This window comes from Agromyces sp. NPDC058064 (assembly GCF_042885275.1).
GTDB lineage: Bacteria > Actinomycetota > Actinomycetes > Actinomycetales > Microbacteriaceae > Agromyces.
Genome location: NZ_JBHVSE010000005.1, coordinates 225,622 through 252,087, shown reverse-complemented (window position 1 = coordinate 252,087; position 26,466 = coordinate 225,622). Strand labels below are relative to the sequence as shown.

The following is a 26,466-nucleotide window of genomic DNA, read 5'->3' as shown; positions in this document are numbered from 1 at the left end:
GATAGCGGCCGATCAGTCGCGGCCGGTGAGCCCCCAGGCGTCCTCGTCGCCGTCGGCCTCGACCTCTTCGAGCCCCTCGGGGATGCGCCCGACCGGGTCGTCGTAGCGGTCGTCGGGCGCGTCGTACGCCTCGCTCGGCGCGACCGGGGCCGCCGCGGGCACGACCTGCGGCGCCGACGGCGCGCTCGGCCCGCTGGGCTCACCGCGGAGCTTCGCGAGCACGCCCGGCAGCTGCTCGGCGGTGACGAGGACGTCTCGCGCCTTCGAACCCTCCGACGGGCCGACGATCTCGCGCGACTCCAGCAGGTCCATGAGGCGGCCGGCCTTCGCGAAGCCCACGCGCAGCTTGCGCTGCAGCATCGAGGTCGACCCGAACTGGGTCGACACCACGAGCTCGGCTGCGGCGAGCAGCAGCTCGAGGTCGTCGCCGATGTCGGAGTCGATCTCCTTCCGCTCGACGGCGGCCGCGACATCCTGCCGGTACTCGGGCCGCGCCTGGCGCGTGACGTGCGTGACGACCTTCTCGATCTCGGCCTCGGTCACCCAGGCGCCCTGCACGCGCAGCGGCTTCGACGCGCCCATCGGCAGGAACAGGGCGTCGCCCTGCCCGATGAGCTTGTCGGCGCCCGGCTGGTCGAGGATGACGCGCGAGTCGGTGACGCTCGTCACGGCGAACGCGAGCCGCGACGGCACGTTCGCCTTGATGAGGCCGGTGACGACGTCGACCGACGGACGCTGCGTCGCGAGCACGAGGTGGATGCCCGAAGCGCGCGCGAGCTGCGTGATGCGCACGATCGAGTCCTCGACGTCGCGCGGGGCGACCATCATCAGGTCGGCGAGCTCGTCGACGACGACGAGCAGGTACGGATACGGCTTGAGCTTGCGCTCGCTGCCCGCGGGCAGGATGATCTCGTCGTTCACGACGGCCTTGTTGAAGTCGTCGATGTGGCGGAACCCGAACGACGCGAGGTCGTCGTACCGCATGTCCATCTCCTTCACGACCCACTGCAGCGCCTCGGCCGCCTTCTTCGGGTTCGTGATGATGGGCGTGATCAGGTGCGGGACGCCGGCGTACGGCGCGAGCTCGACGCGCTTCGGGTCGATGAGCACCATGCGCACGTCGGACGGCTTCGCCCGCATCAGGAGGCTCGTGATCATCGAGTTGACGAAGCTCGACTTGCCCGAGCCGGTCGAACCGGCGACGAGCAGGTGGGGCATCTTCGCGAGGTTCGCGACGACGTAGCCGCCGCCCACGTCCTTTCCGACGCCGATGGTCATCGGGTGCTTCGCGCCGACGGACGCCTGGGAGCGCAGCACGTCGCCGAGGGTCACCGTCTCGCGGTCGGCGTTGGGGATCTCGACGCCGATCGCGCTCTTGCCCGGGATGGGCGAGAGGATGCGCACCTCGTTCGAGGCGACCGCATAGGCGAGGTTCTTCGAGAGCGCGGTGACGCGCTCGACCTTCACGCCGGGGCCGAGCTCGATCTCGTACTGCGTGACGGTCGGGCCGCGCGAGAAGCCCGTGACCTTCGCGTCGACCGAGAACTGGTCGAGCACGCCGGTGATCTGCCGCACGACCTCGTCGTTCGCCTGCGAACGCGTCTTCGCCGGCGGACCCGCCGCGAGCGTCGAGGCCGACGGCAGGAAGTACGGGCGCTCGGGGGCGTCGTCGCCCATCCCGTCGAACTCGGATGCCTCGCCGCCGGCGCCGGCCGCAGCGCCGGCCTGGTCGTCGGCGAAGTCGGCGCCCGCGTCGTAGAGCGGCACCGCCTGGGTGGCCCCGGCATCGTCGCCGCGCAGCCCGCGGCCGCCCTGCGGCGCCTCCCCGGTGAACTGCTGCAGCGCCGACTCGGCGCGCTCGAGGTCGCCGAGCACCTCGGTGCCGTACTCCCCCGCGACCGCGCCCGCACCGCCGCCGACGCCCTCGATCGGGCTCTCGAAGCTGCCCGCCGCAGAGCCCTGGCCGAAGACCTCGGTGAGCCCGTCGACGCCGGGCGCCTCGAACTCGGGGTCCTCCTCGCGGTTCGAGGCGTTGCGGCGCCACCACGGCAGGAGCCCGGTGGGCTCGTCGTCGTCGCCCTCGCCGTCGATGCCGTCGAGCTCGGTCTGCACGCTCTTGCGCCGGTCGCGGCGCGACGGCTTCAGCTCGGCCTCGGGCTGCTCGGCCTCCTCGGGGGCGCCGAACAGCCACGCGTACAGCTCGCGGAACCGAGCCGGAATGCGATTCGGCGGCGTCTTGGTGATGATGAGGAGCGCCAGCAGCACCAGCAGGATCACGACGATCGTCGCACCCACCTCGGTGAGGAGGAGGATCAGCGGGGCTGCGAGCATCCACCCGAGGATGCCGCCCGCGCGCGCGAGCACGGCCATGCCTTCGCTCGGCTCGGGCTGGCCGCCGAAGATGTGGCACAGTGCCGAGACGCTGACGAGCAAGATGCCGACGCCGATGCCGATGCGCGTGTTGTCGTGCACCGAGCTCGGGTGGCGGAACAGCCAGACGGCGAAGATCAGCAGGATGATCGGCAGCGCGAACGCGACGCGGCCGAAGAGCATGCCGAAGGTCCACGCGTCGAGGGTCTGCGCGACGGGCTCGTTGATGAAGAACCACTCGACGACCGCGCCGGCGATCGCGAGCAGCACCAGGAAGAACGGGAGGCCGTCGCGGCGCTCCTCCTTGGTGAGCGTCTCTGGGCCGAGGGCGCGCGCCGCGCCGCCGGTGACATGGGCGAGCCCCATCCACATGCGGACGAGGAGGTTGGGACGATCGGATGCCGCGGCCGCGGCCTTCGCGGATGTCGCGCGCGAGGTCGTGGCGGGCAGCTTCTTCGTGGGCGCGGTCTTCGCGCCCGACGACTTGGCACTCGTCGACCTCGAACCCCCGCGCGCGGGCGTGCCGGAGGCGCGTCCGTTCGACCTGGTGCTCGTAGCCATGCGGTCTACGTTAGGGCCGACCGCCGACGGCACCCGTCAGGCCGCCGCGAGTGTCCGCGATCCGTGTGCCGCCGCGGGTCAGCGACCCCCGAGTGCGCGACCGCGGCCCGCGGCCGCGAGCAGCGCCCCGAGCAGCAGGACGCCGCCGCCGAGCGCCCCCCACGTGCCGGGCTCGACGCCCGACTCGGCGAGCTCTCCCCCGCCGCCGGGCGTCGGGGTCGGGGTCGGCGTCGGCGTCGGCGTGGGCGTGGGCGTCGGCGCGTTCGCGACGTTGTCGAGCTCGATCGAGACCATCGAGCTCTCGCCGACCGTGAAGGAGACCGTGCCGTCCGCGTCGGGGACGAGCACCACGCCGTCGACCGTCCACGTCGGCGTGCCCCAGACGACGCCGTCGATCTCGGGGTACTCGATCTCGGTGAGCGAGATGACGGTGCCCGGCGGCAGGTCGGCGATGACGACGGTCTGCCCGACCGGCACCACGAGCGAGCCGGTGTCGGTGCCGTCGCGGACGTAGTCGACGACGAACACCGTGCCGTCGGGCACGAGACCGGCGGCGGCGCCGTTCAGCGTCTTCTCGATCGTGAAGGTGCTGGTGCCGGGCGACGCGGCGCAGGGCACCTCGCCCTTGAAGAAGTAGGCGTGCGTCTCGCCGCTGCCGAGGCTCGTCGTGAGGTCGTCGGAGATCACCTGGCCGTCGAGCGGCGACCCGCCCACCGTGAGGTCGACGTCCGGCGCGTAGATCGAGCCGTCGATGCGTCCCTCGCCGACGGCCGACTCGATCGTCACGGCGCCGGTCACCTCGCTCAGGTCGTAGAAGATGTAGTTCTTGGTCTCGCCCTCGGCGCCGAAGGGCGCCTTGATCACGGTGGTGCCCGCCGGCACGCGGACGATGAGCGGATTGGCGGGCCCGAGCTGCACGTCGGGTTCGAACTGGATCTGGATGGCGCCGCGATCCTCGTAGGTCACGACGTTGGGCCGATCGGTCGCCAGGCCGGTGAGCACGAGGCGACCGCCCGACTCCTCGAGGATCGTCGGGAAGGCGGCGAGCCCGTTCGCGGGGTCGGCGACGTCGGCGAGGCACTGGGCGGCCTCGTCGTACGTCCACGTCATGTCGGCCTCGACGTAGTCGGCGACCGCCGGCAGCTCGGTCGTGATGGCGGCCTCGGACTCGGCCGCGGAGACGAAGGGCAGCGCCTCGACGTCGATGAGGGGCGGATCGTCCGCGCCGGCCGACGACAGCCGGTAGCGGGTGAACCCGCCGCGCTCGAAGTAGCCGAACGCCGGATCGCCGTCGGCGACCTTGAGGATCCCGTCGCGAGCGGGGTCTCCCCCGCTGCCGGCGTTCGAGATCTGGACCCGCCCGTCCGACGCCGCGTCGTAGGAGCCGATGAGCAGCCGGGTCGGGTCGCCGTTCACCGTCGGGATCCCGTAGTCCGCGGTGCCGGCCGTGAAGTGGATGACCGGGTAGGTGCTGCCCGCGCGCACGCTGAACGTGCCGCCGACGGCGACCGCTCCCTCGGTCTCGCTGCCGCCGAGGTCCGCGTCGCCCCGCGCGTAGATCGAATAGCCGCCCGCCGCGACGAACGGATTGAACGTCTCGGGCGTCGCGGCCTGCGCCGTCGGGACGTCGCCGACTCCCGCGGCCGCCGGTGCGGCGAGGCCGATGCCGAGTGCGGCGACGACCGCGAGACGGCGACCGCGTCGGATGTTGCGTGCCATTTCTCCCCCAGCGCGCGCACGAGCGGGCCACTCAGGGGTGGTCGTCGTCGTTTCGGAACCTCGGGTTCGACGAACGTCGCCGCGCATCTCCAATCTAGCCGGACGCTCGACCGAACGCCCGGAAGGACACCGACCCCGCCGGCCCGATCAGCTCAGCACGCGCACCATGGTGTCGCGCCCGCCGGCCGTCTCGACCACCGCGAACCCCTCCGAGCGGTAGAGCACGCCCGCGAAGTTGCCGTGCTCGACGGAGAGCGTCAGCCTCGCGAACCCGGCCGAGCGCGCGGCATCCGCGAGCCCCTGCAGCATCGCCCGGCCGACGCCCTGCGCCCGCCACAGCGGGCGCACCCCGATGATGAGCTCGGGCACCCCGGTCGCGACGAATCCGTGCGCCCGCTGCTCGACCGAGAACAGGCGGTACCAGGCCGCGCCGACCGGTCGTCCGCCCTCGTCGAGGGCGACGACGCCGCGATCGGCGGGCCGCTGCCAGCCCGCGATGTAGCCCCGCGAGACCGGATCGGCGAGCACCTCGGGCCGCGGCCGCGCCGCGCCCTGCCGCCAGTTCGCGGCCTCGACGACCATGTCGGCGAGGAACGCCCCGTCGGAGGGGGCGGCGGGGCGCAGCGTGAACGTCGACATGCGCGGATGCTACGACCGGGGTGTTTCGGCCGTGTTTCGTGTGACGCGCGCGGGTGCTCCCGGGCGCGCCGCCCCGGTCGGTCGTGCCGGCCGGCGGCGCGCCGCCTACGCCTCGATGACGAGCGGCACGAGCATCGGGCGGCGGCGCAGACGCCGGTTCACCCAGGTGCCGAGCGTGCGGCGCACGAGCTGCTGCAGGGCGTGCGAGTCGCGCACCCCGTTCTGCGCCGCCTCGGCGAGTGCGGCCACGATCTTCGGCTTGACGTCCTCGAACACGGCGTCGTCCTCGGCGAAGCCGCGGGCGTGGATCTCGGGGCCCGAGATGACGCGTCCGGTCGTGGCATCCACGACGACGATGACCGAGATGAAGCCCTCTTCACCCAGGATGCGGCGGTCCTTCAGGTCGGCGTCGGTGATCTCGCCGACGGTCGACCCGTCGACGTAGACGAAGCCGAGGTCGAGCTGGCCGGCCTCGCGCACGACGCCGTCGGTCATGTCGTAGACCGTGCCGTTCTCGCCGATGAAGGTGTTCTCGGCGGGGATGCCGGTGTCGCGGGCGAGCTTCGCGTTCGCCTGCAGGTGGCGGTACTCGCCGTGGATCGGCAGCACGTTCGCCGGCTTCAGGATGTTGTAGCAGTAGAGCAGCTCGCCCGCGGCCGCGTGGCCCGAGACGTGCACCTTCGCGTTGGCCTTGTGCACGACGTTCGCGCCGAGCTTCGTCAGCCCGTCGATCACGCGGTAGACCGCGTTCTCGTTGCCGGGGATGAGGCTCGAGGCGAGGATCACCGTGTCGCCCTCGCCGATCTCGATCTGGTGGTCGCGGTTCGCCATGCGGCTGAGCACCGCCATGGGCTCGCCCTGCGAGCCCGTCGACATGTACACGATCTTCTCATCGGGGATGTCGCCGGCCTTCTTGTAGTCGACGAGCACCCCCTCCGGCACGTTCAGGTAGCCGAGGTCGGCGGCGATGGTCATGTTGCGCACCATGCTGCGGCCGAGGAGGGCCACGCGTCGCCCGTTCGCGTGCGCCGCGTCGAGCACCTGCTGCACGCGGTGCACGTGGCTCGAGAAGCTCGCCACGACGACCTTCTTCGGCGCCCGCGAGATGACCTGGTCGAGCACGGGGCCGATCTCGCGCTCGAGCGGGGTGAAGCCCGGGACGTCCGCGTTCGTGGAGTCGACCATGAACAGGTCGACGCCCTCTTCACCGAGGCGCGCGAACTCGCGCAGGTCGGTGAGGCGGCCGTCGAGCGGCAGCTGGTCCATCTTGAAGTCGCCGGTCGCGAGCACCGTGCCCGCATCGGTGATGATCGCGACGGCGAGCGCGTCGGGGATGGAGTGGTTCACCGCGATGAACTCGAGGTCGAACGGGCCGATCTCCTCGGTCTGCCCCTCCTTCACGGTGTGCGTGAAGGGAGCGATGCGGTGCTCCTTGAGCTTCGCCTCGACGAGGGCGAGGGTCAGCTGCGAGCCGATCAGGGGGATGTCGCGACGGAGCTTCAAGAGATACGGCACCGCACCGATGTGGTCCTCGTGGCCGTGCGTCAGCACGACGCCGACGATGTCGTCGAGGCGGTCGCGGAGGAAGCCGAAGTCGGGCAGGATCAGGTCGACGCCCGGCTGGTGCTCCTCGGGGAAGAGCACGCCGCAGTCGACGATGAGGATCTTGCCGTCGATCTCGTAGCTCGTCATGTTACGGCCGACCTCTCCGAGGCCGCCGATCGGGATGATGCGGAGCGTCCCTGCTTCGAGCGGAGCGGGATCGATGACGGTGTCGGGCACAGTGCCCTCCTAACGTTGCGGTGTTCAGTTCGGTGCGACGCTCACGGCGCCGCGGATGTCTCGTGGTGAGGTGGACCGCCGCCCGCTCAGCGGGTGGTGCCGGCCACCTTCGGCAGTGCGCCGCCGGCGGCGGCGTTGCGGTCGGGTCGGAAGTTGTGGAAGTCGACGCCCGGGATGCCGCTCACGAGGTCGATCTCGTCCTCGATGAGCGCGGCCTCCCACTCCTCGGGACCGACGAGGGGCAGACGCACCCGCGGGCTCGAGATGCGGCCGAGGCCGTGCAGGATGTACTTCGCCGCGACGGTGCCGGGCACGTGCGTCATGACGGCGCGCACGAGCGGCTCGAGCTGCTGGTGCGCCTCGGTGGCCGCCTTCAGGTCGCCGCGGTTCACCGCGTCGACGATCGTGCGGTACGGCGCAGGGGCGATGTTCGCCGTGACGCCGATGAGGCCCGTCGCGCCGATCGCGAGGTGCGGCAGCACGTTCGCGTCGTCGCCCGAGAAGTACATGAGGTCGGTCTGGTTCAGCACCCGGCTGACCTCGGAGAAGTCGCCCTTCGCGTCTTTCACGGCGAGGATGTTCGGGTGCTTCGCGAGCCGCAGGATCGTCTCGTACTTGATCGGCACGCCCGTGCGGCCGGGGATGTCGTACAGGATCACCGGCAGGTCGGTCGCGTCCGCGACCATCCGGAAGTGGGTGAGGATGCCGGCCTGGGTCGGCTTGTTGTAGTACGGCGTGACGATCATGATGCCGTCGGCGCCGGCCTGCTCGGAGTGCTTGTACAGCTCGATCGCGTGCGCGGTCTCGTTCGAGCCGCCGCCCGTGATGATCTTCGCGCGCCCCGCCGCGACGTCCTTGCCGACCTCGACCAGCCGGATCTTCTCGGGGTCGGTCAGGGTCGAGGTCTCGCCCGTGGTGCCCGTGACGACGATGCCGTCGGCACCGCCCTGGATGAGGTGATCGATGTGCTTCTCGACCCCGGGCCAATCGACCTCGCCGTCCGCCGTGAACGGCGTGACGAGCGCGACGAGCACTTGTCCGAAGGGGTTCTCTTGAGTCACGCCCACCAGCGTATCGGTTCGAGCGGATGCCTCGGGGCGGCGGCGACCCGCCGGGTCATGCGGCGCACCCGCGCTCCGCGGCCTGCCAGGGCTCCGGACGTCGTGGCGTGTCGAGTCGCAGGACCGGTCGGCCGACGCGCCGCAGCTCGGGCGGCTGCGCGCCCGATCGTCCTGCGACTCGCCCCGCTGCGCGCCACGCGCACCGCACACACCGCGCGCACCGCGCGAGCCGCGCTGCGGCGCGGCAGGTCGACGGACCGGCCGGGCGACACGCCGCGACGGGGACGCCGGGGACCCGCTCATCCGACGACTCGTCGCGCACGTCGCCGCCGGGCCCGATCGACCGCAGCGAGGATCGCCGCTTCGACGAGCGGCCACTCGTGCACCACGAGCGCGTAGTCGAACCGCAGGGTCTCGAGCCCGTGCGCTGAAGCGATCGCATCGCGCACGAGATCCTTGTGCCTCGAGAGCGGCGAGTCCGCGTGGCCGGGCACGCCGTCGACCTCGATGACGACGAGGCCGATGAGGACGAAGTCGACTCGCCCGACTCCGGGAATCCGGACCTGCGGGGCGAGATCGAGGCCGGACCGCCGGAACCGGAGTCGCAGCAACGACTCGAGTCCGCTGTCGGCGTCCCATCTCGCGAAGTCGACGAGATGGCGGTGCTGCGCCTGCACGCGAGCACGAAGCCGCTGCACCCCGGACCTCGACAACCGGCGCTTCCGCATCGCGGACTCGAGTGCGACGAAGAAGTCCTCAGCGCCCCGGCACTGCAGCAGCTGCACGAGCGCATCGGCGAGCGAGCCCATGCCGCCGTCGGTCGTGCTCGCGGTCCAGTGGCTGACGCACGCGCACCCGGCGTGCGGCCTGCGGCGACCGGTCGGCGGCATCGACACGTGGACGCGGTCGTCGCAGCCGATGAGCCACAGCCCTTCGGCCCGCAGGCGATTCGCGCATCCGAGTGCACCGCCGTGGAGGACCGCGGTGATGACCTCGGCACCGGTGTCGGGTGTCGCGTACACCCCTTCGCGAACGCGCCGCAGCTCGCCCGCGTCGAGCGCTGCTCGGAGGGAGTGCCGATCGACGCCGACGCGGGCGAGCTCGGCGGTGCGGGCGACTCCGCCGAGGCTCTCGCACCACCGGCGGACCTCGACCGGATGGATGCGCATGCCACGATCCTGCCGATCGCGGCTGCGTCCGCCCGTTCGTCCGCGGGTGGACGGTGGAGATCGCACCGCGGGCGGCCTGTGGAGGAACAGTGGCCGGCCGGGCGCGCTCGTCGAGTCGCAGGAGCCGACCGACGAAACACGCCCGACCGGCGGCGCGTCGCCCCGATCATCCTGCGACTCGCTCGGCGCACGCAGTGCCGCGCTGCGAGTCGCCGGACGCGCGGGTCGAGACCGTCCATTCCAGCGGCGTGTTGCGGGTCCCGTCCTGCGACTCGCCCCGAGCGGCGACGGGCCGGTCAGGCCCGGCGGTAGCCGAGGAAGCGGTAGTGGATGCCGGTGCGGGAGGTGTGCGTGCCGTCGGCCGGGTCGGCGGCGACGACGGAGAAGGCGGGCGGCACGAGCGGGGCGAGCACGTCGCCCGGCTCGGGCGCGAAGCCGCCGGGGTGGCCGAGCTCGGTCACCTCGAGCACGTCGGCCCGGTCGATCGCCTCGGCGAAGAGCTGCCCGCCGCCGATGACCCAGACCCGGTCCACGTCGGCGGCGAGCGCGAGCGCCTCGTCGAGCGAGCCGGCACGCTCCGCGCCGTCGGCGGCCCAGTCGAGCTGCCGGGTCACCACGATGTTGCGGCGCCCGGGCAGGGGCCGATACCGGGGGTTCAGCGAGTCCCAGGTCTTGCGGCCCATGACGACGGGGGCGCCGAGCGTCACGGCCTTGAAGTGGGCGAGGTCCTCGGGCACGTGCCACGGCATCCCGCCGTCGCGGCCGATCACTCCCCCGTCGGCCTGCGCCCAGACGAGTCCGATGCGCGCCGGCATCGCCTCGGATGCCTCGCGCTCACCCGTGCGGGGCGCGTCGTCGCCGTGCGGGGCTCGCGCCGGGGCATCCTCGCTCATACCGCGACGGCGGCGCGGATCGCCGGGTGGTGCCGGTAGTCCTCGACCGCGAAGTCGTCGTACTCGTAGTCGAAGATCGACGCGGGCGTGCGCGTCAGGCGCAGCGTCGGCGGCGCGAACGGCGCGCGGGCGAGCTGCTCGGTCACCTGCTCGACGTGGTTGTCGTAGATGTGGCAGTCGCCGCCCGTCCAGACGAAGTCGCCGACCTCGAGGCCGGTCTGCGCGGCGACCATGTGGGTGAGCAGCGCGTAGGAGGCGATGTTGAACGGCACGCCGAGGAAGAGGTCGGCGCTGCGCTGGTAGAGCTGGCACGACAGCCGGCCGTCGGCGACGTAGAACTGGAACAGCGCGTGGCAGGGGGCCAGCGCCATGGAGGGGATGTCGGCGGGGTTCCACGCCGAGACGATGAGGCGGCGCGAGTCGGGGTTCTCGCGGATCTGCGCGACCACGTCGGCGATCTGGTCGATGACCTCGCCCGACGGGGTCGGCCACGAGCGCCACTGCACCCCGTAGACGGGGCCGAGCTCGCCGTCGGCGTCGGCCCACTCGTCCCAGATGGAGACGCCGTGCTCCTGCAGCCAGCCGACGTTCGACGAGCCCTGCAGGAACCACAGCAGCTCGTACGCGATCGACTTGAAGTGCACGCGCTTCGTCGTGATGAGGGGGAACCCCTCGGCGAGGTCGAACCGCAGCTGTCGGCCGAACACGCTTCGCGTGCCGGTGCCGGTGCGGTCGGTCTTCGGCGTGCCGTGCTCGAGCACGTCGCGCAGGAGGTCTTCGTACGGGGTTGCGATCGTCTCGGACATCGCATCAAGGCTAACCCGCGGATGCCTCGGTGCGGGCGTCATTCGTCGTCACAGTCGTCGCGCCGCGACCGGGCGGGCCTACCTTCGTTCCCATGGACCTCCTGCCCGCGCTCGCGATCGGCGCAGCGCTCGTCGCGGTGACGACCGTCGCCGGCCTCGCCTGGCGCGCCGCGCAGGGTCGCGCCGTGCGCGGCTCGGGCGAGCGGGTGCGTCCGGGCGAGCTCGGGCTCGCGGCCGACGGCTTCGGCACCGGGGCGACGCTCCTCCAGTTCTCGACCGAGTTCTGCAGCCGCTGCCCCGCCGCCGCGCGTCTGCTCGGCGCGATCGCCGACGACGAGGCGGGCACCCGCCACGTCGAGGTCGACCTCACGCACCGGGCGGACCTCGCCGCGCGCTTCCGGATCAGCCAGACCCCCACGACGCTGCTCCTCGACGCCGACGGCGCCGTGCGGGCCCGCATCGGCGGGGCGCCGCGCGCCGAGGTGGTGCGCGCCCGACTCGACGACATCCTCGGGAGGAACCATGTCGGTGCCCACTGATCGGACGAACGAGCCCACGACGGCCACGGGCATCGACCCGCGGGGCCCGCGCTTCGGGGCGGCGATCACCGCGGTCCTCCTGCTCGTCACCGTCGTGCTCGCCCTCGCCGGCGCCGAGACGGCCGCGTTCTGGCTGCTGGTCGGTCTCACGGCGCTCTTCGCCTGGGGCGCCTTCGCCGGCATCCGGCGCCACCCGTTCGGCCTCCTCTTCGCGCGCGTCGTCCGACCGCGCCTGGCGCCGCCGGCCGAGCTCGAGGACCCTCGCCCGCCGACCTTCGCGCAGGGCGTCGGCTTCGCCGTCACCCTCGCCGGGGTCGTACTGGCCCTGCTCGGGGTGCCCTCCGCCGTGCCGATCGCCGCGGCCGTCGCCTTCGTCGCCGCCTTCCTCAACGCCGCGTTCGACTTCTGCCTCGGCTGCCGGATCTACCTGCTGCTGGTGCGGGCGCGAGTGATCCGCACGGCGTGAGCGCGGGGCATCCGGCCCCTCGTCGATCGCGCCGCACGGCGCGACGAATCCTCCCGGCGCGTCCGGCCAACGCCCCGCTAGGCTGAGACTCCGGCTCGAAGTGGAGGAACCCGATGGCAATCACGAGTGAAGCGACGACCGTCTGGAAGGGCACGCTGTTCGAGGGTTCGGGCGAGGTCGGCCTCGACTCCTCGGGCCTCGCGAGCTTCCCCGTCAACTGGAAGGCCCGCGCCGAGGGCGTCGCGAACACGACGAACCCCGAGGAGCTGCTGGCGGCGGCGCACTCCTCCTGCTTCTCGATGGCGCTCTCGCTCGCGCTCGCCCAGGCCGGTTCGCCGGCCGAGAGCATCCAGACGACCGCCGCCGTGACCTTCGAGGCCGGCAAGGGCGTGCTCGGCAGCCACCTGCTCGTGAGCGCCCGGGTGCCCGGACTCAGCGAGGCCGAGTTCGAGGCCTTCGCCAACGACGCGAAGGCGGGCTGCCCGATCTCGCAGGCGCTCGCCGGGATCCCGATCACGATCGAAGCCGAACTCGCCTGAGCGATGCGGGTCCTGATCGCCGGCGCCTCGGGCTTCATCGGCGCACCGCTCGTCGAGCGGCTGCGTCACGAGGGGCATGAGGTCGTCAGGCTGGTGCGCCGGCGGGCGCAGGCCGGCGACGAGGTGTCGTGGTCGCCGGCGGCGGGCATCATCGACTTCACCGTGATGGACCGGGTCGACGCGGTCGTGAACCTCGCAGGCGCCTCGCTCGCACGACTGCCCTGGACGAAGGGCTACCGCGGCGAGATCCTCGACTCGCGCATCGGCGTGACGCGCACGCTCGCCGACGCGATGCGCAAGGCCCGCAACCCGCCGTCGGTGTTCCTCAGCGCCTCGGCCGTGGGCTACTACGGCGACCGGCCCGGCGAGCTGCTCACCGAGTACTCGAGCGCCGGCACGGGGTTCCTCGCCGAGGTCGTCGCGAAGTGGGAGCAGGCCGCGACGCTCGCCCCCGAGGAGACCCGCACCGTGCACGTGCGGACCGGCCTCGTGGTCGGGCAGGGCGGCGCGATGCAGCGCGTGGGCACGCTGACGAAGCTGGGCGTCTCCGGCCGGCTCGGCACCGGGGGCCAGCACTGGCCGTGGGTCGCGCTCGACGACGAGGTGGGCGGGCTCGTGCACCTGCTCGGCTCGAAGCTGTCGGGACCGGTGAACTTCACGGGGCCGACGCCCGCCACCGCCGACCGGGTGATGACGTCGATGGCCGAGCGCATGAAGCGGCCGTACGCCTTCGCGGTGCCCGAGCGGATGCTCGAGCTCGCGCTCGGCCGCGCGGCGGACGAGCTGCTGCTCTCGAGCCAGAAGGTGAGGCCGCAGCGCCTCATCGACGACGGCTACCGCTTCACGCACCCCACGGTAGAGTCGGCGCTCGACGCGATGCTCAGCGCGAAGCGCGATCGAGCTGGATAGCCTGCCGCACGGCCTGACGGGCGCGACGGCGGTCGCCCGCCGCGTCGTACGCGAGACCGAGGCGCAGCCAGGCTCGCCATGATTCGGGCTCGGCCTCGGCCTCGGCCTTGAACCGGCCGAACTCGGCCCCGGCGGCAGCACGGTCGGGGCGGCCGCTCGGCAGCAGGGGCAGCTCGAGGTCGAGCCCGCCCTCGGCCTCGAGGCGCTTCACGAGCGCCTGCGAGCGGATGCCGAACGAGAGCTCGCGCCAGAGCGCCCACGCCGCGATGATCGGCAGCACGATGAGCGCGACGCCCATCGCGACCGCGACGGGCTCGCCGGTCGCGACGAACTGCACGGCGCGCCAGCCGACGAGGGCGAGGTAGAGCGCGAGCAGGGCGGCCATGAGGAGCGCGCCCGCCTTGACGGTCATCGGATCGAGCCGGGCAGGCCGAGCTCGAGCAGGGCGTCGAGGCCGACGGTGACCCCGGAAGCCTCGGGTGCGCGCCGCAGCGCGAGCAGGATGCCGGCTTCGTAGGAGCTCGGCGAGAGGGTGGAGTGCGTGAACGAGAGCGTCTCGCCGTCGCCGCCCATGATGACGCGCTGCTCGGCGAGGACGCCGGACATGCGGAGGCTGTGCACGGGCACGCCCGAGACGAGCTGGCCGCGGGCGCGCTGGTCGGCGTGCGGCGCCGCGACGGGCCCGGCCGCGCCGCGGCCCTCGCCGATGAGCTCGGCGGTGCGGACCGCGGTGCCCGAGGGCGAGTCGACCTTGCCCGCGTGGTGGGCCTCGATGATCTCGATCGAGTCGAAGTAGGGGGCGGCGAGCGCCGCGAACGCGGTCGCCAGCACGCTGCCGATCGAGAAGTTCGGCACGAACAGCACCGCGCCCGCGTCGTCGCGCGCACGCACCGAGCGGGAGACCTCGGCGATGCGGTCGCTCGACCAGCCCGAGGTGCCGACGACGATGGGGATGCCGGCGTCGACCGCGAACTCGACGACCGAGGAGCTCGCAGCGGGGTGGGTGACGTCGAAGGCGACGTCGGCGCCGAGCATCTCGTCGAGGCTCGAGCGCGAGTCGAGCGCCGCGTGCAGTTCGAGGTCGTCGGCCGCCTCGATGAGTCGGATCGCCAGCTGCCCCATCTTGCCCGTGGCTCCGGCCACGGCGACCTTGATCGTCACCGGGCCAGCCTAGCAAGCGGCCAATATGCTCGAGGCATGCTGCGATTCCGCGACGCCGCCGTCACCGACCCCGACGCCCACGCCCTCCTCGAGGCCTACTTCGCCGAGCGTGCGCTCGGCTTCCCGGCCGAGCAGGGCGAGTATCGGCCGACCTTCCCGGATGCCGCGCAGTTCACCCCGCCCGCGGGCGTCTTCCTCGTCGTGGCCGACGACGAGCGCGGCGGGGAGCTCGTCGGCTGCGGCGGGGTGCGGCGCATCCAGCGCCGGCCCGAGACGTACGAGGTCCGCTTCGAGGTGAAGCACCTCTGGCTCGCCCCGGCCGCACGCGGTCGCGGCGAGGGCCGCCGCCTGCTCGGGGAGCTCGAGCGGCGCGCGGTCGAGTACGGGGCGCAGGAGCTCGTGCTCGACACGAACGCCAACCTCGAGGCCGCGGGCGGGCTCTACCGCTCGGCGGGCTACTCCCACATCGAGCCCTACAACGCCAACCCGAACGCGACCGACTGGTTCGGCAAGCGGGTCTGAGCGGTCGGGGCCGCGCACCGCGCGCCCCTCACCGCTGCCCGATCAGCGGGTCGGGTCAGATGACGTACGGCTCGGGCAGCCCGGTGCGCAGCTCGGGCGGCAGGTGTGCGAGGTCGTTGTGCGTGACGAGGCTCCAGGGGCGGCCCGGCTTCTGGGTGAGCACCGTCAGCCCGCAGTTCGCCTGGTTGATCGAGACCCAGCGCCAGTCGGGTGCGCCGAGCACCTCCCGCACGAACCAGCCGATGACGAAGTTGTGCGTGATGAGCAGCTCGTGGCGGTCCTCGCGGTGCGAGCGCAGGAACTCGGCGACGGCGTCGGCCATCTGCGCACTGCCGGCCTCGATCTCCTCCTCGGTGACCGAGCCGAAGAACGGGTCGTAGACCTTCGGCGTCTCGGGGGCGGGACCCGACGGGATGCAGTCGAACAGCAGCGCCGAGGGCTCGGGGTCGAGCGCCGGCATCTTCGCCGCGATGATCTCGGCCGTCTCGGTCGCGCGCTGCAGCGGTGAATGCCAGGCGTGATCGAAGGGGATGCCGCCGAGGCGCTCCGCGAGGAGTTCGGCCTGACGGCGACCGCGGGGCGAGAGCGGCCCGTCGGGAAGGCCGTGCTCGGCGTCGATCTGCTCGCCATGTCGCACGAGGTAGAGGTGATGGGCCACGGGCTCTGCTCCTGTAGGGGGTCGCGTCGCTCAGGCGACGTCGGTGCTCGGCGCGAGCTGGTCGGCTGCGCCGGTGAACGCCGATTCGTCGATCGCGCCGACGGCGACGAGCGAGAACGGCTGGGCGGCGAGGTCGCTCGCGAGCGCCTGCACGTCGTCGACGGTGACGCGTGCGACGCGCCGGAGCGCCTCGTCGAGGTCGACGAATTCGCCGAGGGTGAGTTCGGAGCGCCCGAGCCGCGACATGCGGGTGTCCGAGTCTTCGAGCGCGAGCGCCGAGGCGCCCGCGAGCTGGCCGCCGGCCCGCGCCAGCTCGTCGGCCGTCACGCCGTCGCGGGCGAGGCGGTCGAGCTCCTCTCGCATCAGCTCGGCGACGGTGCCGGCCTTGGCCGGCGAGCACCCCGCGTACATGCCGAAGAGCCCCGCGTCGGAGTACGCCGGCGCGAAGGAGTAGACGGAGTACGCGAGTCCGCGCCGCTCGCGGACCTGCTGGAAGAGCCGCGACGACATGCCCGAGCCGAAGATGGCGTTGAGCACGCTCATGGTGACCCGGCGCTCGTCGGTCGCGACGAGCGCCGGCGTGCCGAGCAGCAGGTTCACCTGCTCGGTCGGGCGCTCGACGACGGTGACCGGCTGCCCCGGCGCGAGGACCGCGGGCAGGGTCGCGCGCCGCGCGACGGGCTCCCCCGGCTCGTCGAGGCGCCAGCCGCCGGCGGTGAGGGCGCGGTTCAGCTCGGCGATGAGCGCGTCGTGGTCGACGGCGCCGGCGACGCTCACCACGAGGTCTTGCGGGCGGTAATTGGCCCGGTAGTGCTCGGCGACCGCTCCGCGGGTCGCGGCCTGGATGGTGCCGGTGTTGCCGCCGATCGGGCGGCCGAGCGGATGGGCGCCGAGCACCGCCTCGAAGAAGCGCTCGTTCGCGACGTCGGCGGGGTCGTCGCCCGCCATCGAGAGCTCCTCGAGGATGACGCCGCGCTCGGTCTCGAACTCGTCGGGATCGAGGAGCGAGGAGGTGAACATGTCGGCGAGCACCGAGACCGCCATCGGGAGGTCGCGGTCCTGCACCTTGGCGTAGTAGCAGGTGTACTCCTTCGCCGTGAGCGCGTTGTGCTCGCCGCCGACGGCGTCGAAGGAGATCGCGATGTCGAGCGCGGTGCGGCTCGGGGTGCCCTTGAACAGGAGGTGCTCGAGGAAGTGAGTCGATCCGAGGCTCGCGGGCCCCGAGGCGTCCGCATGCTGCTCGTCGCGCGAGCCGACCGCGACCCAGAATCCGACCGTGGCGCTGCGGCTGCCCGGAACCTGCTCGCTGAGCACGCGCACCCCCGAGGGGAGCACCGAACGCCGCACGCGCGAGCCGCCCGTCGCCTCGAAGGAGAGCTCGGCCTGGCCGAGAGGGAGGTCGACGGCGCCGTTCATCCTGAACAGCCTATGCCACTCCCCGTCGAATTCGGGGTCGGTTCACGCCGAGGCGCGGTCGAGTTCGACGAGCTCCGAGCGGGTCAGCTCGACCGCGGCCGCTGCGAGCAGTGCGTCGACCTGTTCGGGCCTCGTCGCGCTCGCGACGGGTGCGGCCACGGTGGGCTTGGCGAGCAGCCAGGCGAGGGCGATGGTCGCGGGCTGCACGCCGCGTGCGAAGGCCACCGCGTCGAGTGCGGCGAGCACCCGGTGCCCGCGACGCCCGAGGTGGCGCGCCTGCCGCGCTCCGCGAGCGTCGTGCCTCACGTCGGCGCGACGGCGCACCTGGCCGCCGAGGAAGCCGTTGGCGAGTGCGAAGTACGGCAGCACCGCGAGGCCCTGGGCGTGCGCGACGAGCTCGGGAGCCCCCTCGAACGGACGCCGCTCCATGAGGTTGTAGCGCGTCGTGAACGCCTGGAAGCGCGGCAGTCCGTTGGCGGCGAGCACCCGGGCCTCGATGAGGCGCTCGGGCCCGAAGTCGGACGCGCCGATCGCGCCGACCTTGCCCGCGGTGATGAGGGCGTCGATCGCGCCGAGGCTCTCCTCCAGGGGCACGTCGGGGTCTTCGCCGTGGAAGTGCACGAGGTCGAGGCGCTCGACGCCGAGGCGCATGAGCGAGGCGTCGACCGCGGCGTTGATCTGCTCGGGAGCGAGCCCCGCGGCTTCGGGGTGGCGGCCGACCTTCGTCATGATGCGGACCCGGTCGTGGGTGCCGCGCGAATCCATCCACATGCCGAGGATCGACTCGCTGCGCCCGGCGGCGTAGCTGTCGGCGGTGTCGATGAGCGAGCCGCCGACGGCGACGAAGCGATCGAGCACCGCGAAGGCCTGCTCGGCGCCGAGCGTCCACCCGAAGGTGCTGGCTCCCAGCACGACCGGATGCGCCGTGAGACCGGTGTCGCCGATCGCGACGCGGGCGGGCACCGTGATCGGGCCCGACAGCGGATTCGATGCGATCGTCTCGACTCGCGAACGAGCGGCGTCGCCGCTCATGACCGCACCGGATGCCCCGGCACCGGCCTCGTCCGCGACCTCGCCGATCTCCATCTCGGCGACCGCTGCCCCCGCAACGCTCGCCGAACCCGGCCGGTAGCTGTGTCGTCTCGCCACGCGTCCCCTCCTCCCCAGGATTGGCTTTGAGGATACGCAGGTCGTCCCCCGTTTCCGGCGCAGACGGGGCAACAACGGATGAACCGTTATCGAATCGTTTGATGGCGACCCGGATCCGTACCCCCATCGGGGGCCCTCACGTGCGAGGACGATCGCTCATGCGCGACGCAGGACCGCCTCGGCCTGGGCGAGCAGCGGCGCATCGACCATCGCCCCCCGGAACGCGAACACGCCCCGCTCGTCCCGTGCGGCGTCGAGCACCGCCCGCGCCCATTCGACTCGTTCTGCGCTCGGCCGGTACGCGTCGCGGACGACCCCCGCCTGCGCGGGGTGGATGCACGCGGTCGCGGCGAACCCGACGGCGGCCGCGTCCTCGGCCTCGTCGCGGAGCCCGTCGACGTCGGCGATGTCGAGGTGCACCGCGTCGATCGCGGCCACGCCGTGCGCGCCGGCCGCGAGCAGCACGCGCGAGCGCGCGTGCCGGGCGACGTCGCGGTACGACCCGTCGGCCGCCCGGCTCGACGATCCGCCGAGCGAGGCGACCAGGTCCTCGGCGCCCCACATGAGCGCCGACACGTTCGGGATCGCCGCGATCTCGGGTGCGGCGAGCACGCCCCTCGCGGTCTCGCAGAGCGCGATCACCTCGAACTCGGCGAGGTCGACGAGGTCGGCGGTGCCCTCGCACTTCGCGAGCATGACCGTGCGGTACTCGGTCGCGGCGAGCGCGGCGAGATCGTCGGCGAAGTCGTCGGTACCCGCGGGGTTCACCCGCACGATCACTCGTTCGGGATCGAGCGGCGTGGAGATGAGCGCGAGCCGGGCCGCCCGCTTCGCCGCCGGCGCGACCGCGTCCTCGAGGTCGAGGATCACGGCGTCGGCGCGATCGAGCGCCTTCGCGTACCGCTCGGGCCGATCGGCCGGGCAGAAGAGGATCGCGGGGCCGAACCTGAAGATCGGGTGCGCCGACATCACTCCTCCTCGTCGGCCGAGCGGCGCACGTCGCCCCGTCCGGCGCGCGCCCGTCCGGCGGACTGCACCGTCGCCGTCGCCTGCCGCTCGCCCGCCTCCCGCATCCACATGAGCACCGAGCGGCGGGCACGGGCGACCTCGCCGCCGTGCTGGTTGCGGCCCACGTGCTGGAGCGTGACGATGCCCTGCCCGGGCCGGGAGGCCGACGCGCGCGCCTCGACCACCACGGTCTCGCTGTAGAGGGTGTCGCCGTGGTAGAGCGGGGCGGGGAACGCGACCTCGGTGAAGCCGAGGTTCGCCACGATCGTGCCCTGCGTGAGCTGGGCGACCGACGCGCCGACGATCGTCGCGAGCGTGAACATCGAGTTCATCAGCCGCTCGCCGAAGGGCTGCGTCTCGGCCCACGCGGCGTCGAGATGCAGCGACTGCGTGTTCATCGTCAGGGTCGTGAACAGCACGTTGTCGGCCTCGGTCACGGTGCGACCCGGTCGGTGCAGGTACCTCGTGCCCGGTTCGAACTCCTCGAACCAGAGCCCGCGCTGCATCACCTCGCGGCGCACCTCGGGCAGCTCGGTCGACTCGCCGGCCATCAGCAGCTCCCTTCCGCCGCGGGGCGCACCCCGCGGCATCCATCTCGAACGCTACCCCGCGAGCCCCAGCTCGCGTGCGATGACCATGAGCTGCACCTCGTTCGTGCCCTCGCCGATCTCGAGGATCTTCGAGTCGCGGTAGTGCCGGGCGACGAGCGTCTCGTTCATGAAGCCCATGCCGCCGAAGATCTGGGTCGCGTCGCGCGAGTTCGCCATGGCGGCGTCGCTCGCGACGAGCTTCGCGATCGCCGCCTCCTTCTTGAAGGGCAGGCCGGCGTCGGCACGGCGTGCCGCGTCGTGCCAGGCGAGGCGCGCGGTGTGCACGCGGGCCTGCATCTGCGCGATCGTGAAGGCGATGTACTGGTGCGAGGCGATCGGCACGCCGAAGACGTTGCGGGTCTTCGCGTACGCGATCGCCTCGTCGAGGCAGCCCTGCGCGGCACCGGTCGAGAGCGCCGCGATCGCGATGCGGCCCTCGTCGAGCGTCTGCAGGAAGTTCGCGAAGCCGCGGCCGCGCTCGCCGAGCAGGTTCGACGCGGGCACGCGCACGTCGTCGAACGTCAGCGGGTGCGTGTCGCTCGCGCGCCAGCCGGCCTTGTCGTAGCCGGGGGCGACCGTGAATCCGGGGGTGCCGTTCGGCAGGATGATCGTGGACAGCTCCTTCGAGACCGAGCCGTCGGAGCGGGTGCGCTCGCCGGTCACCGCCGTGACGGTGACGAACCTCGTGATGGGCGTGCCCGAGTTGGTGATGAACTGCTTCGAGCCGTTGACGACCCATTCGTCGCCGTCGAGCACGGCCGTCGTGCGGGTGGCGCCGGCGTCGGAGCCCGCCTCGGGCTCGGTGAGGCCGAAGCCGGCGAGCGCGCGGCCGGCGACGAGGTCGGGCAGGAGCTCGGCCTTCTGCTCCTCGGTGCCGTGGCGGAAGATCGGCATCGCGCCGAGGCCGACCGCTGCTTCGAGGGTGATCGCGATCGACTGGTCGACCCGGGCGAGCGCCTCGATCGCGAGGCAGAGCGCCATGTAGTCGCCGCCCTGGCCGCCGACCTCCTCGGGGAAGGGCAGCCCGAAGAGCCCGAGCTCGCCCATCTGGGCCACGACGTCCATCGAGAGCGTGTGGGTGCGGTCGGCCTCGTACGACTGCGGTGCGACGACGGTGTCGGCGAACTCGCAGACCATGTCGTACAGCTGCTGTTCCTCGGCGCTCAGCTCGGTGCTCACGGTCGTGCTCCTCGTTCCTGGTGGGGTGCGGTCGGGTGCGCGCCCTCGTGAGGCGCGCCCGATGATGCGGGGGTCTGGTCGGCCGGCGATGCGGGCGCGGATGCCTCGTGGTCGGGCTCGACGCGGGCGACGGGCTGGTCGCGCGAGACCTGCGCGCCCATCGCGACGGCGAGCCGCACGACGCCGGCGACGGGTGCCGTCACGCGATGCTCCATCTTCATGGCCTCGATCGCGACGACGGCGTCGCCCGGCTCGACGCGGTCGCCGTCGGCGACCAGCACCGCGGTCACGGTGCCGGGCATCGGCGCGCGCAGCTCGGGGTCGGCGAGGCCGCCGCGCTCGATCATCGCGAGCCGGGCACGGAGGTCGGCGCGCCGGTCGACGGCGGGCACGCGCCAGGTGCCGAGGGGGCCGTGCAGCCAGAGCGCGCCGTCGGCGTCGGTCGCGACGACCTCGGCGTCGGTGCGCGCGCCGTCGGCGACGCCCGGCGCGGTTCGCCGGCCGGCGGCCCAGCCTCGGGCGGTCTGCCATGCGTGGCCGCCCGCGGCCCGCGCGTCGTCGACGGCGGCCTCGTCGCGCACCGCCGCCGCGGCGGCGAGCACGGGGGCGGGCACCTCGTCGGACTCGGGCTCGGGCATGCGGTCGATGAGCCCGGTGTCGAGGTCGCCGCGCTGCACGGCGGGCTCCGCGAGCAGCCGGCGCAGGAAGGCGAGGTTCGTGTCGACGCCGAGCACGACCGTCTCGGCGAGCGCGGCGTCGAGTCGCGCGAGCGCCTCCGCGCGGTCGTCGCCGTGGGCGATCACCTTCGCGATCATCGGGTCGTAGTCGGCGGTGATGCGCTGCCCAGAACGGATGCCCCCGTCGACGCGGACGCCCTCGCCCGCGGGCGCGCGCCAGACGAGCAGCTCGCCCGTCGACGGGAGGAAGCCGCGTTCGGGGCTCTCGGCGTAGACCCGCGCCTCGATCGCGTGGCCGGCGAGCCGCACCTCCTCCTGGTGGATCGCGAGCGGCTGGCCCGCGGCGATGCGCAGCTGCTGCTCGACGAGGTCGATGCCGGTCACGAGCTCGGTCACGGGGTGCTCGACCTGCAGCCGGGTGTTCATCTCGATGAAGAAGAACTCCTCGGGCGCCGCGTCGGAGACGAGGAACTCGACCGTGCCGGCGCCGCGGTAGTCGACGCTGCGCGCCGCGTCGCAGGCCGACCGCCCGATGCGCGCACGGGTGGCGTCGTCGAGCAGGGGCGACGGCGCCTCCTCGATGACCTTCTGGTGCCGTCGCTGCAGCGAGCACTCGCGTTCGCCGAGGTGGACGACCTCGCCGTACTCGTCGGCGAGCACCTGCACCTCGATGTGACGGGGGCGTTCGATGAGCCGCTCGAGCAGCAGGGTGTCGTCGCCGAAGGCGGCGAGCGCGACGCGCCGCGCGGCGGGGATGGCGGTGGCGAGCTCGCGGGCGTCGCGGGCGATCTGCATGCCCTTGCCGCCGCCGCCGGCGCTCGGCTTCACGAGCAGGGGGTAGCCGATCGACTCGCCGGCCGCGGCGAGCGCGGCGTCGTCGAGCGTCGGGTCGGCGATGCCGGGCACGGTCGGCACCCCGGATGCCTCGACGTGCCGCTTCGCCCGGATCTTGTCGCCCATGACGTCGAGCGCCTCGACGCCGGGCCCGACGAAGACGATGCCGGCGTCACGGCAGGCGGCGGCGAAGCCCGCGTGCTCGGAGAGGAAGCCGTAGCCGGGGTGGATCGCCTGGGCGCCGCACTCGCGGGCCGCGGCGATGATGCGCGCCGGGTCGAGGTAGCTCTCGGCGGCGGCCGCGGGGCCGATGCGCACGGCCTCGTCGGCGAGGCGCACGTGCGGCGCGTCGGCGTCGGCATCGGAGAAGACCGCGATGGAGCGGATGCCGAGCCGGCGCAGGGTGCGGATGACGCGGACCGCGATCTCGCCGCGGTTGGCGACGAGCACGCGGTCGAAGGGGCGCGGCGGTCGTGTTCCGATGACGGCGTCGCCCGTGCCCATCCGCGCCTCCCTGCGCTCGAGGTGCGCGCAGAACAGTTAACGCGCACTAACTGGATTCGATGTTAGTGCTCGTTAACTGAAATCGCAAGGGGACGGGCGAGCGGATCAGCGCGCCGACGACGCGAGCGCCGCGCCGAGGTGCGCGACGCCGTACTCGAATGCCCGGTCGACGTCGCCCCCCAGCCGGAAGGCACCCGCGAGCTCCATGCTGATGAACCCCGTGACCCACGCGGTGAGCGTGCGGGCGGCGTCGAGTGCGTGCTCGGGCCCGGCGAGCTCGGCGGCGACCGCGAGCAGCGGCGCGCTCGCCTCGCGGAGCTGCTCGACCTCGAGGCCCGACTCGTCGCCCGAGGCGAAGAGCAACCGGTAGGCCGCCGGGCGCTCGTGGGCGAACGCGCGCATGATGCCGGCGAGACGGGCGAGACGGGCGAGTGCCGCATCCGGGCCACCAAGTGCGCCGGGCTCCCTGGACGCGCCGGGCCCCCCGTATTCACCGGGCGCCCTAGGTTCACTCGGCTCCCCCGGCGCCTCGAGCCGGTCGCCGAGCTCGGCGACCGTGGCGGCCGCGATCGACCGGACGAGCTCGCCGCGGTTGCGCACGCGCTTGTAGAGCGAGGGCGCCCGCACTCCGACGCGGTCGGCGACGGCCTGCATGGTGAGCCCGCCGAGCCCCTCGGCTTCGAGGATCTCCCGACCCGCGGTGAGGATCGCGTCGAGCGAGGTGCGTTCGGGTGTCGGCATCATGGGCTCCCTTCGAGGATTCCACTCTAGGCTATTGCGCATAGCCATGATGGCTATGTAGCATAGCCATCATCATCCACCCGCAACGCAAGGACCCCGAGATGCAGCTCGCCCCTTCCCTCCACCGCATCGGCAACGACCTCGTCGCCGTCCACCTCGTCGACACCCCCGAGGGCGTCACGCTCATCGACGCGGGCCTCGCGGGCCAGTGGAACGAGCTGCTCGCCGAGCTCGCGGCGATGGGCCGCAGCCTCGACGACGTCCGCGGCGTGGTGCTCACGCACGGCGACACCGACCACATCGGCTTCGCCGAGCGCCTCCGCCGAGACCACGGCGTCCCGGTCCACGTGCACGAGGCCGACGCGGCACGTGCCCGCGGCGAGACGTCGACGAAGCCCGAGTGGGGCCGCATGAAGCTCGGCGCGACCGCGAGGTTCCTCTGGTACGCCGCGCGCAAGGGCGGCCTGCGCACCGCCCACCTCGGCGAGGTCGAGACCTTCCGCGACGGCGAGGTGCTCGACCTGCCCGGCTCCCCGCGCATCGTCGGCATGCCGGGCCACTCCCCCGGCAGCGTCGCAGTGCACGTGCCGTCGGTCGACGCCGTCTTCGTCGGCGATGCGCTGACCACCCGCCACGTGCTGACGGGCGCCGACGGGCCGCAGCCCGCGCCCTTCACCGACGACCCGGCCGAGGCGCTCGCCTCGCTCCACCGGCTCGAGGGCCTCGAGGCGGCCTGGGTGATCCCCGGTCACGGCGCCCCCTGGCGCGGCGGCGTGCGCGAGATCATCGACGCGATCGAGGCCGCCGCCGAGGCATCCGGTCGCTGAGGCCCGGCGGCCGCGTGCCGCCGGCGGCCCGCCCTCACATGCGGAAGAGGCCGAACCGGGGCTCGGGCAGCGGCGTGCGGCTGGCGAGCTCGAGCGCGAGGCCGAGCACGGTGCGCGTGTCCTCGGGCGCGATGATGCCGTCGTCCCAGAGCCGCGCGGTCGAGTGGTACGGGCTGCCCTGCTCGTCGTACTGCGCGCGGATCGGCTCCTTGAAGGCCTGCTCGGCCTCTTCGGGCCAGCTCTCGCCGGCGACAGCGAGCTGGTCGCGCTTGACCGTCGCGAGCACCGACGCCGCCTGCTCGCCGCCCATGACGGAGATGCGGGCGTTCGGCCACATCCAGAGGAAGCGCGGCGAGTACGCCCGGCCGCACATCGAGTAGTTGCCGGCGCCGAACGAGCCGCCGATGACGACCGTGAGCTTCGGCACGCGCGTCGTCGCGACGGCGGTGACCATCTTCGCGCCGTGCTTCGCGATGCCGCCCGCCTCGGCGTCTCGGCCGACCATGAAGCCCGAGATGTTCTGCAGGAACAGCAGCGGGATGCCGCGCTGGTCGCAGAGCTCGATGAAGTGCGCGCCCTTCATCGCCGACTCGCTGAACAGCACGCCGTTGTTCGCGACGATGCCCACCGGGTGCCCGTCGACGTGGGCGAAGCCCGTGACGAGGGTGTCGCCGTACTCGGGCTTGAACTCGGCGAACTCGCTGGCGTCGACGAGTCGTGCGATGACCTCGCGCACGTCGTACGGCTGCTGCACGTCGACGGGGACCGCGGCGGTGAGCCCCGCGGGGTCGACCGCCGGCTCGCGCGGCTCGCGCACCGCCCAGGCGCGGGGCGCCTGCTCGGGCAGGGTCGCGACCATGTCGCGCACGAGCTCGAGGGCGTGCTCGTCGTCCTCGGCGAGGTGGTCGACGACTCCCGAGGTTCGCGCGTGCAGCTCGCCGCCGCCGAGCTCCTCGGGGGTGACGACCTCGCCGATCGCGGCCTTCACGAGGGGCGGGCCGCCGAGGAAGATCGTGCCCTGGTCGCGCACGATCACCGTCTCGTCGCTCATCGCCGGCACGTAGGCGCCGCCCGCGGTGCACGAGCCGAGCACCGCCGCGAGCTGCGGGATGCGCAGGGACGACAGCTGCGCCTGGTTGTAGAAGATGCGGCCGAAGTGCTCGCGGTCGGGGAACACCTCGTCCTGCAGGGGCAGGAACGCGCCGCCCGAGTCGACGAGGTAGACGCACGGCAGGCGGTGCTCCTTCGCGACCTCCTGCGCACGGAGGTGCTTCTTCACCGTCATCGGGTAGTAGGTGCCGCCCTTGACGGTCGCGTCGTTGCAGACGACCACGACGGGCCGGTCGTGCACGAGGCCGATGCCGGTGATGATGCCCGCACCCGGCGAGTCGTCGCCGTAGAGGCCGTCGGCGGCGAGCGGCGCGATCTCGAGGAACGGGCTGCCCTCGTCGAGCAGGCGGGCGACGCGGTCGCGGGGCAGCAGCTTGCCGCGCGCCACGTGACGCGCCCTGGATGCCTCGGGCCCGCCCTGCGCGGCGGCCGCGAGCCGTGCCCGCAGCTCCTCCGCCAGTTCGGCGTGCGCCGCCGCGTTCGCCCGGCCGGTGTCGCCGTCGACGTCGATCTGCGTGTGCAGGATGCCCATGCGCTCAGCTCGTCTCGCTCGGTCCGTCGTCGTCGACGGCGCGCCCCCTTGCCGCGGGCACCTGGTTTCGGTTAGTGTGCACTAACTCGATTCCCGATGTTAGCG

At 72.8% G+C, this 26,466-nt stretch carries 25 protein-coding genes; 6 read left to right on the top strand and 19 right to left on the bottom strand.

Annotated features, from left to right (window positions below; translation table 11 throughout):
• Positions 1 to 12 precede the first annotated feature (12 nt).
• The 8 genes from ACFVSL_RS16725 to ACFVSL_RS16690 form a co-directional block, all read right to left on the bottom strand.
• Entirely contained in the window at positions 13 to 2,931 is a 2,919-nt protein-coding gene (locus ACFVSL_RS16725; RefSeq protein ID WP_386942105.1) for a DNA translocase FtsK 4TM domain-containing protein, read from the bottom strand.
• A gap of 78 nt (positions 2,932 to 3,009) precedes the next feature.
• Positions 3,010 to 4,650 (bottom strand): collagen-binding domain-containing protein, encoded by a 1,641-nt coding sequence (locus ACFVSL_RS16720; protein WP_386942104.1) that lies wholly within the window; start codon positions 4,648 to 4,650, stop codon positions 3,010 to 3,012.
• A gap of 147 nt (positions 4,651 to 4,797) precedes the next feature.
• Positions 4,798 to 5,289, bottom strand: coding sequence for a GNAT family N-acetyltransferase (locus tag ACFVSL_RS16715; protein ID WP_386942103.1), 492 nt, complete (start codon positions 5,287 to 5,289; stop codon positions 4,798 to 4,800).
• A 105-nt stretch (positions 5,290 to 5,394) separates the two neighbouring features.
• On the bottom strand, positions 5,395 to 7,071 hold the full coding sequence (locus tag ACFVSL_RS16710; protein ID WP_386942102.1) for a ribonuclease J: 1,677 nt from the start codon (positions 7,069 to 7,071) through the stop codon (positions 5,395 to 5,397).
• Between the two features lie 86 nt (positions 7,072 to 7,157).
• Positions 7,158 to 8,132, bottom strand: a complete 975-nt coding sequence (dapA, locus tag ACFVSL_RS16705) for a 4-hydroxy-tetrahydrodipicolinate synthase (RefSeq protein WP_386942101.1) — start codon at positions 8,130 to 8,132, stop codon at positions 7,158 to 7,160.
• A 299-nt stretch (positions 8,133 to 8,431) separates the two neighbouring features.
• Entirely contained in the window at positions 8,432 to 9,301 is an 870-nt protein-coding gene (locus tag ACFVSL_RS16700) for a type IV toxin-antitoxin system AbiEi family antitoxin domain-containing protein (RefSeq protein WP_386942100.1), read from the bottom strand.
• 296 nt (positions 9,302 to 9,597) lie between these two features.
• Positions 9,598 to 10,116, bottom strand: coding sequence for a dihydrofolate reductase (locus ACFVSL_RS16695; RefSeq protein WP_386942156.1), 519 nt, complete (start codon positions 10,114 to 10,116; stop codon positions 9,598 to 9,600).
• A 74-nt stretch (positions 10,117 to 10,190) separates the two neighbouring features.
• Positions 10,191 to 11,000, bottom strand: coding sequence for a thymidylate synthase (locus ACFVSL_RS16690; RefSeq protein WP_386942099.1), 810 nt, complete (start codon positions 10,998 to 11,000; stop codon positions 10,191 to 10,193).
• Positions 11,001 to 11,092: 92 nt separating this feature from the next.
• Here ACFVSL_RS16690 and ACFVSL_RS16685 point away from each other — a divergent pair, with 92 nt between their 5' ends.
• The 4 genes from ACFVSL_RS16685 to ACFVSL_RS16670 all read left to right on the top strand — a co-directional run bounded on the left by ACFVSL_RS16685 (position 11,093) and on the right by ACFVSL_RS16670 (position 13,453).
• Positions 11,093 to 11,539, top strand: a complete 447-nt coding sequence (locus ACFVSL_RS16685; protein ID WP_386942098.1) for a TlpA family protein disulfide reductase — start codon at positions 11,093 to 11,095, stop codon at positions 11,537 to 11,539.
• Complete coding sequence (locus ACFVSL_RS16680; RefSeq protein ID WP_386942097.1) at positions 11,523 to 12,005, top strand: DUF4395 domain-containing protein; 483 nt, start codon at positions 11,523 to 11,525, stop codon at positions 12,003 to 12,005. The genes ACFVSL_RS16685 and ACFVSL_RS16680 overlap by 17 nt, the downstream gene beginning before the upstream one ends.
• A gap of 113 nt (positions 12,006 to 12,118) precedes the next feature.
• Complete coding sequence (locus tag ACFVSL_RS16675; RefSeq protein ID WP_386942096.1) at positions 12,119 to 12,544, top strand: OsmC family peroxiredoxin; 426 nt, start codon at positions 12,119 to 12,121, stop codon at positions 12,542 to 12,544.
• 3 nt (positions 12,545 to 12,547) lie between these two features.
• Positions 12,548 to 13,453, top strand: coding sequence for a TIGR01777 family oxidoreductase (locus ACFVSL_RS16670; protein WP_386942095.1), 906 nt, complete (start codon positions 12,548 to 12,550; stop codon positions 13,451 to 13,453).
• On the opposite strand, the gene ACFVSL_RS16665 is transcribed toward ACFVSL_RS16670, so the two are convergent.
• Both ACFVSL_RS16665 and dapB read right to left on the bottom strand, forming a co-directional pair.
• On the bottom strand, positions 13,425 to 13,865 hold the full coding sequence (locus ACFVSL_RS16665; RefSeq protein WP_386942094.1) for a hypothetical protein: 441 nt from the start codon (positions 13,863 to 13,865) through the stop codon (positions 13,425 to 13,427). The genes ACFVSL_RS16670 and ACFVSL_RS16665 overlap by 29 nt on opposite strands.
• Positions 13,862 to 14,614, bottom strand: a complete 753-nt coding sequence (gene dapB, locus ACFVSL_RS16660) for a 4-hydroxy-tetrahydrodipicolinate reductase (protein ID WP_386942093.1) — start codon at positions 14,612 to 14,614, stop codon at positions 13,862 to 13,864. The genes ACFVSL_RS16665 and dapB overlap by 4 nt, the downstream gene beginning before the upstream one ends.
• 36 nt (positions 14,615 to 14,650) lie before the next feature.
• On the opposite strand from dapB, the gene ACFVSL_RS16655 reads away from it, so the two are divergent.
• Positions 14,651 to 15,136 (top strand): GNAT family N-acetyltransferase, encoded by a 486-nt coding sequence (locus ACFVSL_RS16655; protein WP_386942092.1) that lies wholly within the window; start codon positions 14,651 to 14,653, stop codon positions 15,134 to 15,136.
• A 55-nt stretch (positions 15,137 to 15,191) separates the two neighbouring features.
• On the opposite strand, the gene ACFVSL_RS16650 is transcribed toward ACFVSL_RS16655, so the two are convergent.
• From ACFVSL_RS16650 to ACFVSL_RS16615, 8 genes are all read right to left on the bottom strand, one after another.
• Positions 15,192 to 15,794, bottom strand: coding sequence for a histidine phosphatase family protein (locus ACFVSL_RS16650; RefSeq protein WP_386942091.1), 603 nt, complete (start codon positions 15,792 to 15,794; stop codon positions 15,192 to 15,194).
• A gap of 30 nt (positions 15,795 to 15,824) precedes the next feature.
• Positions 15,825 to 17,210, bottom strand: coding sequence for a M16 family metallopeptidase (locus ACFVSL_RS16645; protein WP_386942090.1), 1,386 nt, complete (start codon positions 17,208 to 17,210; stop codon positions 15,825 to 15,827).
• A 42-nt stretch (positions 17,211 to 17,252) separates the two neighbouring features.
• Positions 17,253 to 18,359, bottom strand: a complete 1,107-nt coding sequence (locus ACFVSL_RS16640) for an aldo/keto reductase (protein ID WP_386942089.1) — start codon at positions 18,357 to 18,359, stop codon at positions 17,253 to 17,255.
• 156 nt (positions 18,360 to 18,515) lie between these two features.
• Positions 18,516 to 19,328: an HpcH/HpaI aldolase/citrate lyase family protein gene (locus ACFVSL_RS16635; RefSeq protein ID WP_386942088.1), complete on the bottom strand. Its 813-nt coding sequence runs from the start codon at positions 19,326 to 19,328 to the stop codon at positions 18,516 to 18,518.
• Positions 19,328 to 19,918: a MaoC family dehydratase gene (locus ACFVSL_RS16630; protein ID WP_386942087.1), complete on the bottom strand. Its 591-nt coding sequence runs from the start codon at positions 19,916 to 19,918 to the stop codon at positions 19,328 to 19,330. Before ACFVSL_RS16630 ends, ACFVSL_RS16635 begins: the two co-directional genes overlap by 1 nt.
• Before the next feature lie 51 nt (positions 19,919 to 19,969).
• On the bottom strand, positions 19,970 to 21,136 hold the full coding sequence (locus ACFVSL_RS16625) for an acyl-CoA dehydrogenase family protein (RefSeq protein ID WP_386942086.1): 1,167 nt from the start codon (positions 21,134 to 21,136) through the stop codon (positions 19,970 to 19,972).
• On the bottom strand, positions 21,133 to 23,151 hold the full coding sequence (locus ACFVSL_RS16620) for an acetyl/propionyl/methylcrotonyl-CoA carboxylase subunit alpha (RefSeq protein ID WP_386942085.1): 2,019 nt from the start codon (positions 23,149 to 23,151) through the stop codon (positions 21,133 to 21,135). The genes ACFVSL_RS16625 and ACFVSL_RS16620 overlap by 4 nt, the downstream gene beginning before the upstream one ends.
• 105 nt (positions 23,152 to 23,256) lie before the next feature.
• On the bottom strand, positions 23,257 to 23,892 hold the full coding sequence (locus ACFVSL_RS16615) for a TetR/AcrR family transcriptional regulator (protein ID WP_386942084.1): 636 nt from the start codon (positions 23,890 to 23,892) through the stop codon (positions 23,257 to 23,259).
• Between the two features lie 101 nt (positions 23,893 to 23,993).
• On the opposite strand from ACFVSL_RS16615, the gene ACFVSL_RS16610 reads away from it, so the two are divergent.
• A complete protein-coding gene (locus ACFVSL_RS16610) occupies positions 23,994 to 24,719 on the top strand; it encodes an MBL fold metallo-hydrolase (RefSeq protein WP_386942083.1) in 726 nt (241 codons plus the stop codon).
• 34 nt (positions 24,720 to 24,753) lie between these two features.
• Here the strand turns inward: ACFVSL_RS16610 and ACFVSL_RS16605 are convergent, their stop codons facing one another.
• A complete protein-coding gene (locus ACFVSL_RS16605) occupies positions 24,754 to 26,361 on the bottom strand; it encodes a carboxyl transferase domain-containing protein (RefSeq protein WP_386942082.1) in 1,608 nt (535 codons plus the stop codon).
• Positions 26,362 to 26,466 lie beyond the last annotated feature (105 nt).

What these genes read in the sequence shown, in the direction of transcription:
- ACFVSL_RS16680 (WP_386942097.1), top strand. Translation starts at nt 11,523, where the DNA reads ATGTCGGTGCCCACTGATCGGACGAACGAGCCCACGACGGCCACGGGC.
- ACFVSL_RS16630 (WP_386942087.1), bottom strand. Translation starts at nt 19,918, where the DNA reads ATGGCCGGCGAGTCGACCGAGCTGCCCGAGGTGCGCCGCGAGGTGATG.
- ACFVSL_RS16635 (WP_386942088.1), bottom strand. Translation starts at nt 19,328, where the DNA reads ATGTCGGCGCACCCGATCTTCAGGTTCGGCCCCGCGATCCTCTTCTGC.
- ACFVSL_RS16675 (WP_386942096.1), top strand. Translation starts at nt 12,119, where the DNA reads ATGGCAATCACGAGTGAAGCGACGACCGTCTGGAAGGGCACGCTGTTC.
- ACFVSL_RS16655 (WP_386942092.1), top strand. Translation starts at nt 14,651, where the DNA reads ATGCTGCGATTCCGCGACGCCGCCGTCACCGACCCCGACGCCCACGCC.
- ACFVSL_RS16700 (WP_386942100.1), bottom strand. Translation starts at nt 9,301, where the DNA reads ATGCGCATCCATCCGGTCGAGGTCCGCCGGTGGTGCGAGAGCCTCGGC.
- ACFVSL_RS16720 (WP_386942104.1), bottom strand. Translation starts at nt 4,650, where the DNA reads ATGGCACGCAACATCCGACGCGGTCGCCGTCTCGCGGTCGTCGCCGCA.
- ACFVSL_RS16690 (WP_386942099.1), bottom strand. Translation starts at nt 11,000, where the DNA reads ATGTCCGAGACGATCGCAACCCCGTACGAAGACCTCCTGCGCGACGTG.
- ACFVSL_RS16605 (WP_386942082.1), bottom strand. Translation starts at nt 26,361, where the DNA reads ATGGGCATCCTGCACACGCAGATCGACGTCGACGGCGACACCGGCCGG.
- ACFVSL_RS16645 (WP_386942090.1), bottom strand. Translation starts at nt 17,210, where the DNA reads ATGAACGGCGCCGTCGACCTCCCTCTCGGCCAGGCCGAGCTCTCCTTC.
- ACFVSL_RS16665 (WP_386942094.1), bottom strand. Translation starts at nt 13,865, where the DNA reads ATGACCGTCAAGGCGGGCGCGCTCCTCATGGCCGCCCTGCTCGCGCTC.
- ACFVSL_RS16715 (WP_386942103.1), bottom strand. Translation starts at nt 5,289, where the DNA reads ATGTCGACGTTCACGCTGCGCCCCGCCGCCCCCTCCGACGGGGCGTTC.
- ACFVSL_RS16725 (WP_386942105.1), bottom strand. Translation starts at nt 2,931, where the DNA reads ATGGCTACGAGCACCAGGTCGAACGGACGCGCCTCCGGCACGCCCGCG.
- ACFVSL_RS16615 (WP_386942084.1), bottom strand. Translation starts at nt 23,892, where the DNA reads ATGCCGACACCCGAACGCACCTCGCTCGACGCGATCCTCACCGCGGGT.
- ACFVSL_RS16685 (WP_386942098.1), top strand. Translation starts at nt 11,093, where the DNA reads ATGGACCTCCTGCCCGCGCTCGCGATCGGCGCAGCGCTCGTCGCGGTG.
- ACFVSL_RS16670 (WP_386942095.1), top strand. Translation starts at nt 12,548, where the DNA reads ATGCGGGTCCTGATCGCCGGCGCCTCGGGCTTCATCGGCGCACCGCTC.
- ACFVSL_RS16695 (WP_386942156.1), bottom strand. Translation starts at nt 10,116, where the DNA reads ATGCCGGCGCGCATCGGACTCGTCTGGGCGCAGGCCGACGGGGGAGTG.
- ACFVSL_RS16620 (WP_386942085.1), bottom strand. Translation starts at nt 23,151, where the DNA reads ATGGGCACGGGCGACGCCGTCATCGGAACACGACCGCCGCGCCCCTTC.
- ACFVSL_RS16610 (WP_386942083.1), top strand. Translation starts at nt 23,994, where the DNA reads ATGCAGCTCGCCCCTTCCCTCCACCGCATCGGCAACGACCTCGTCGCC.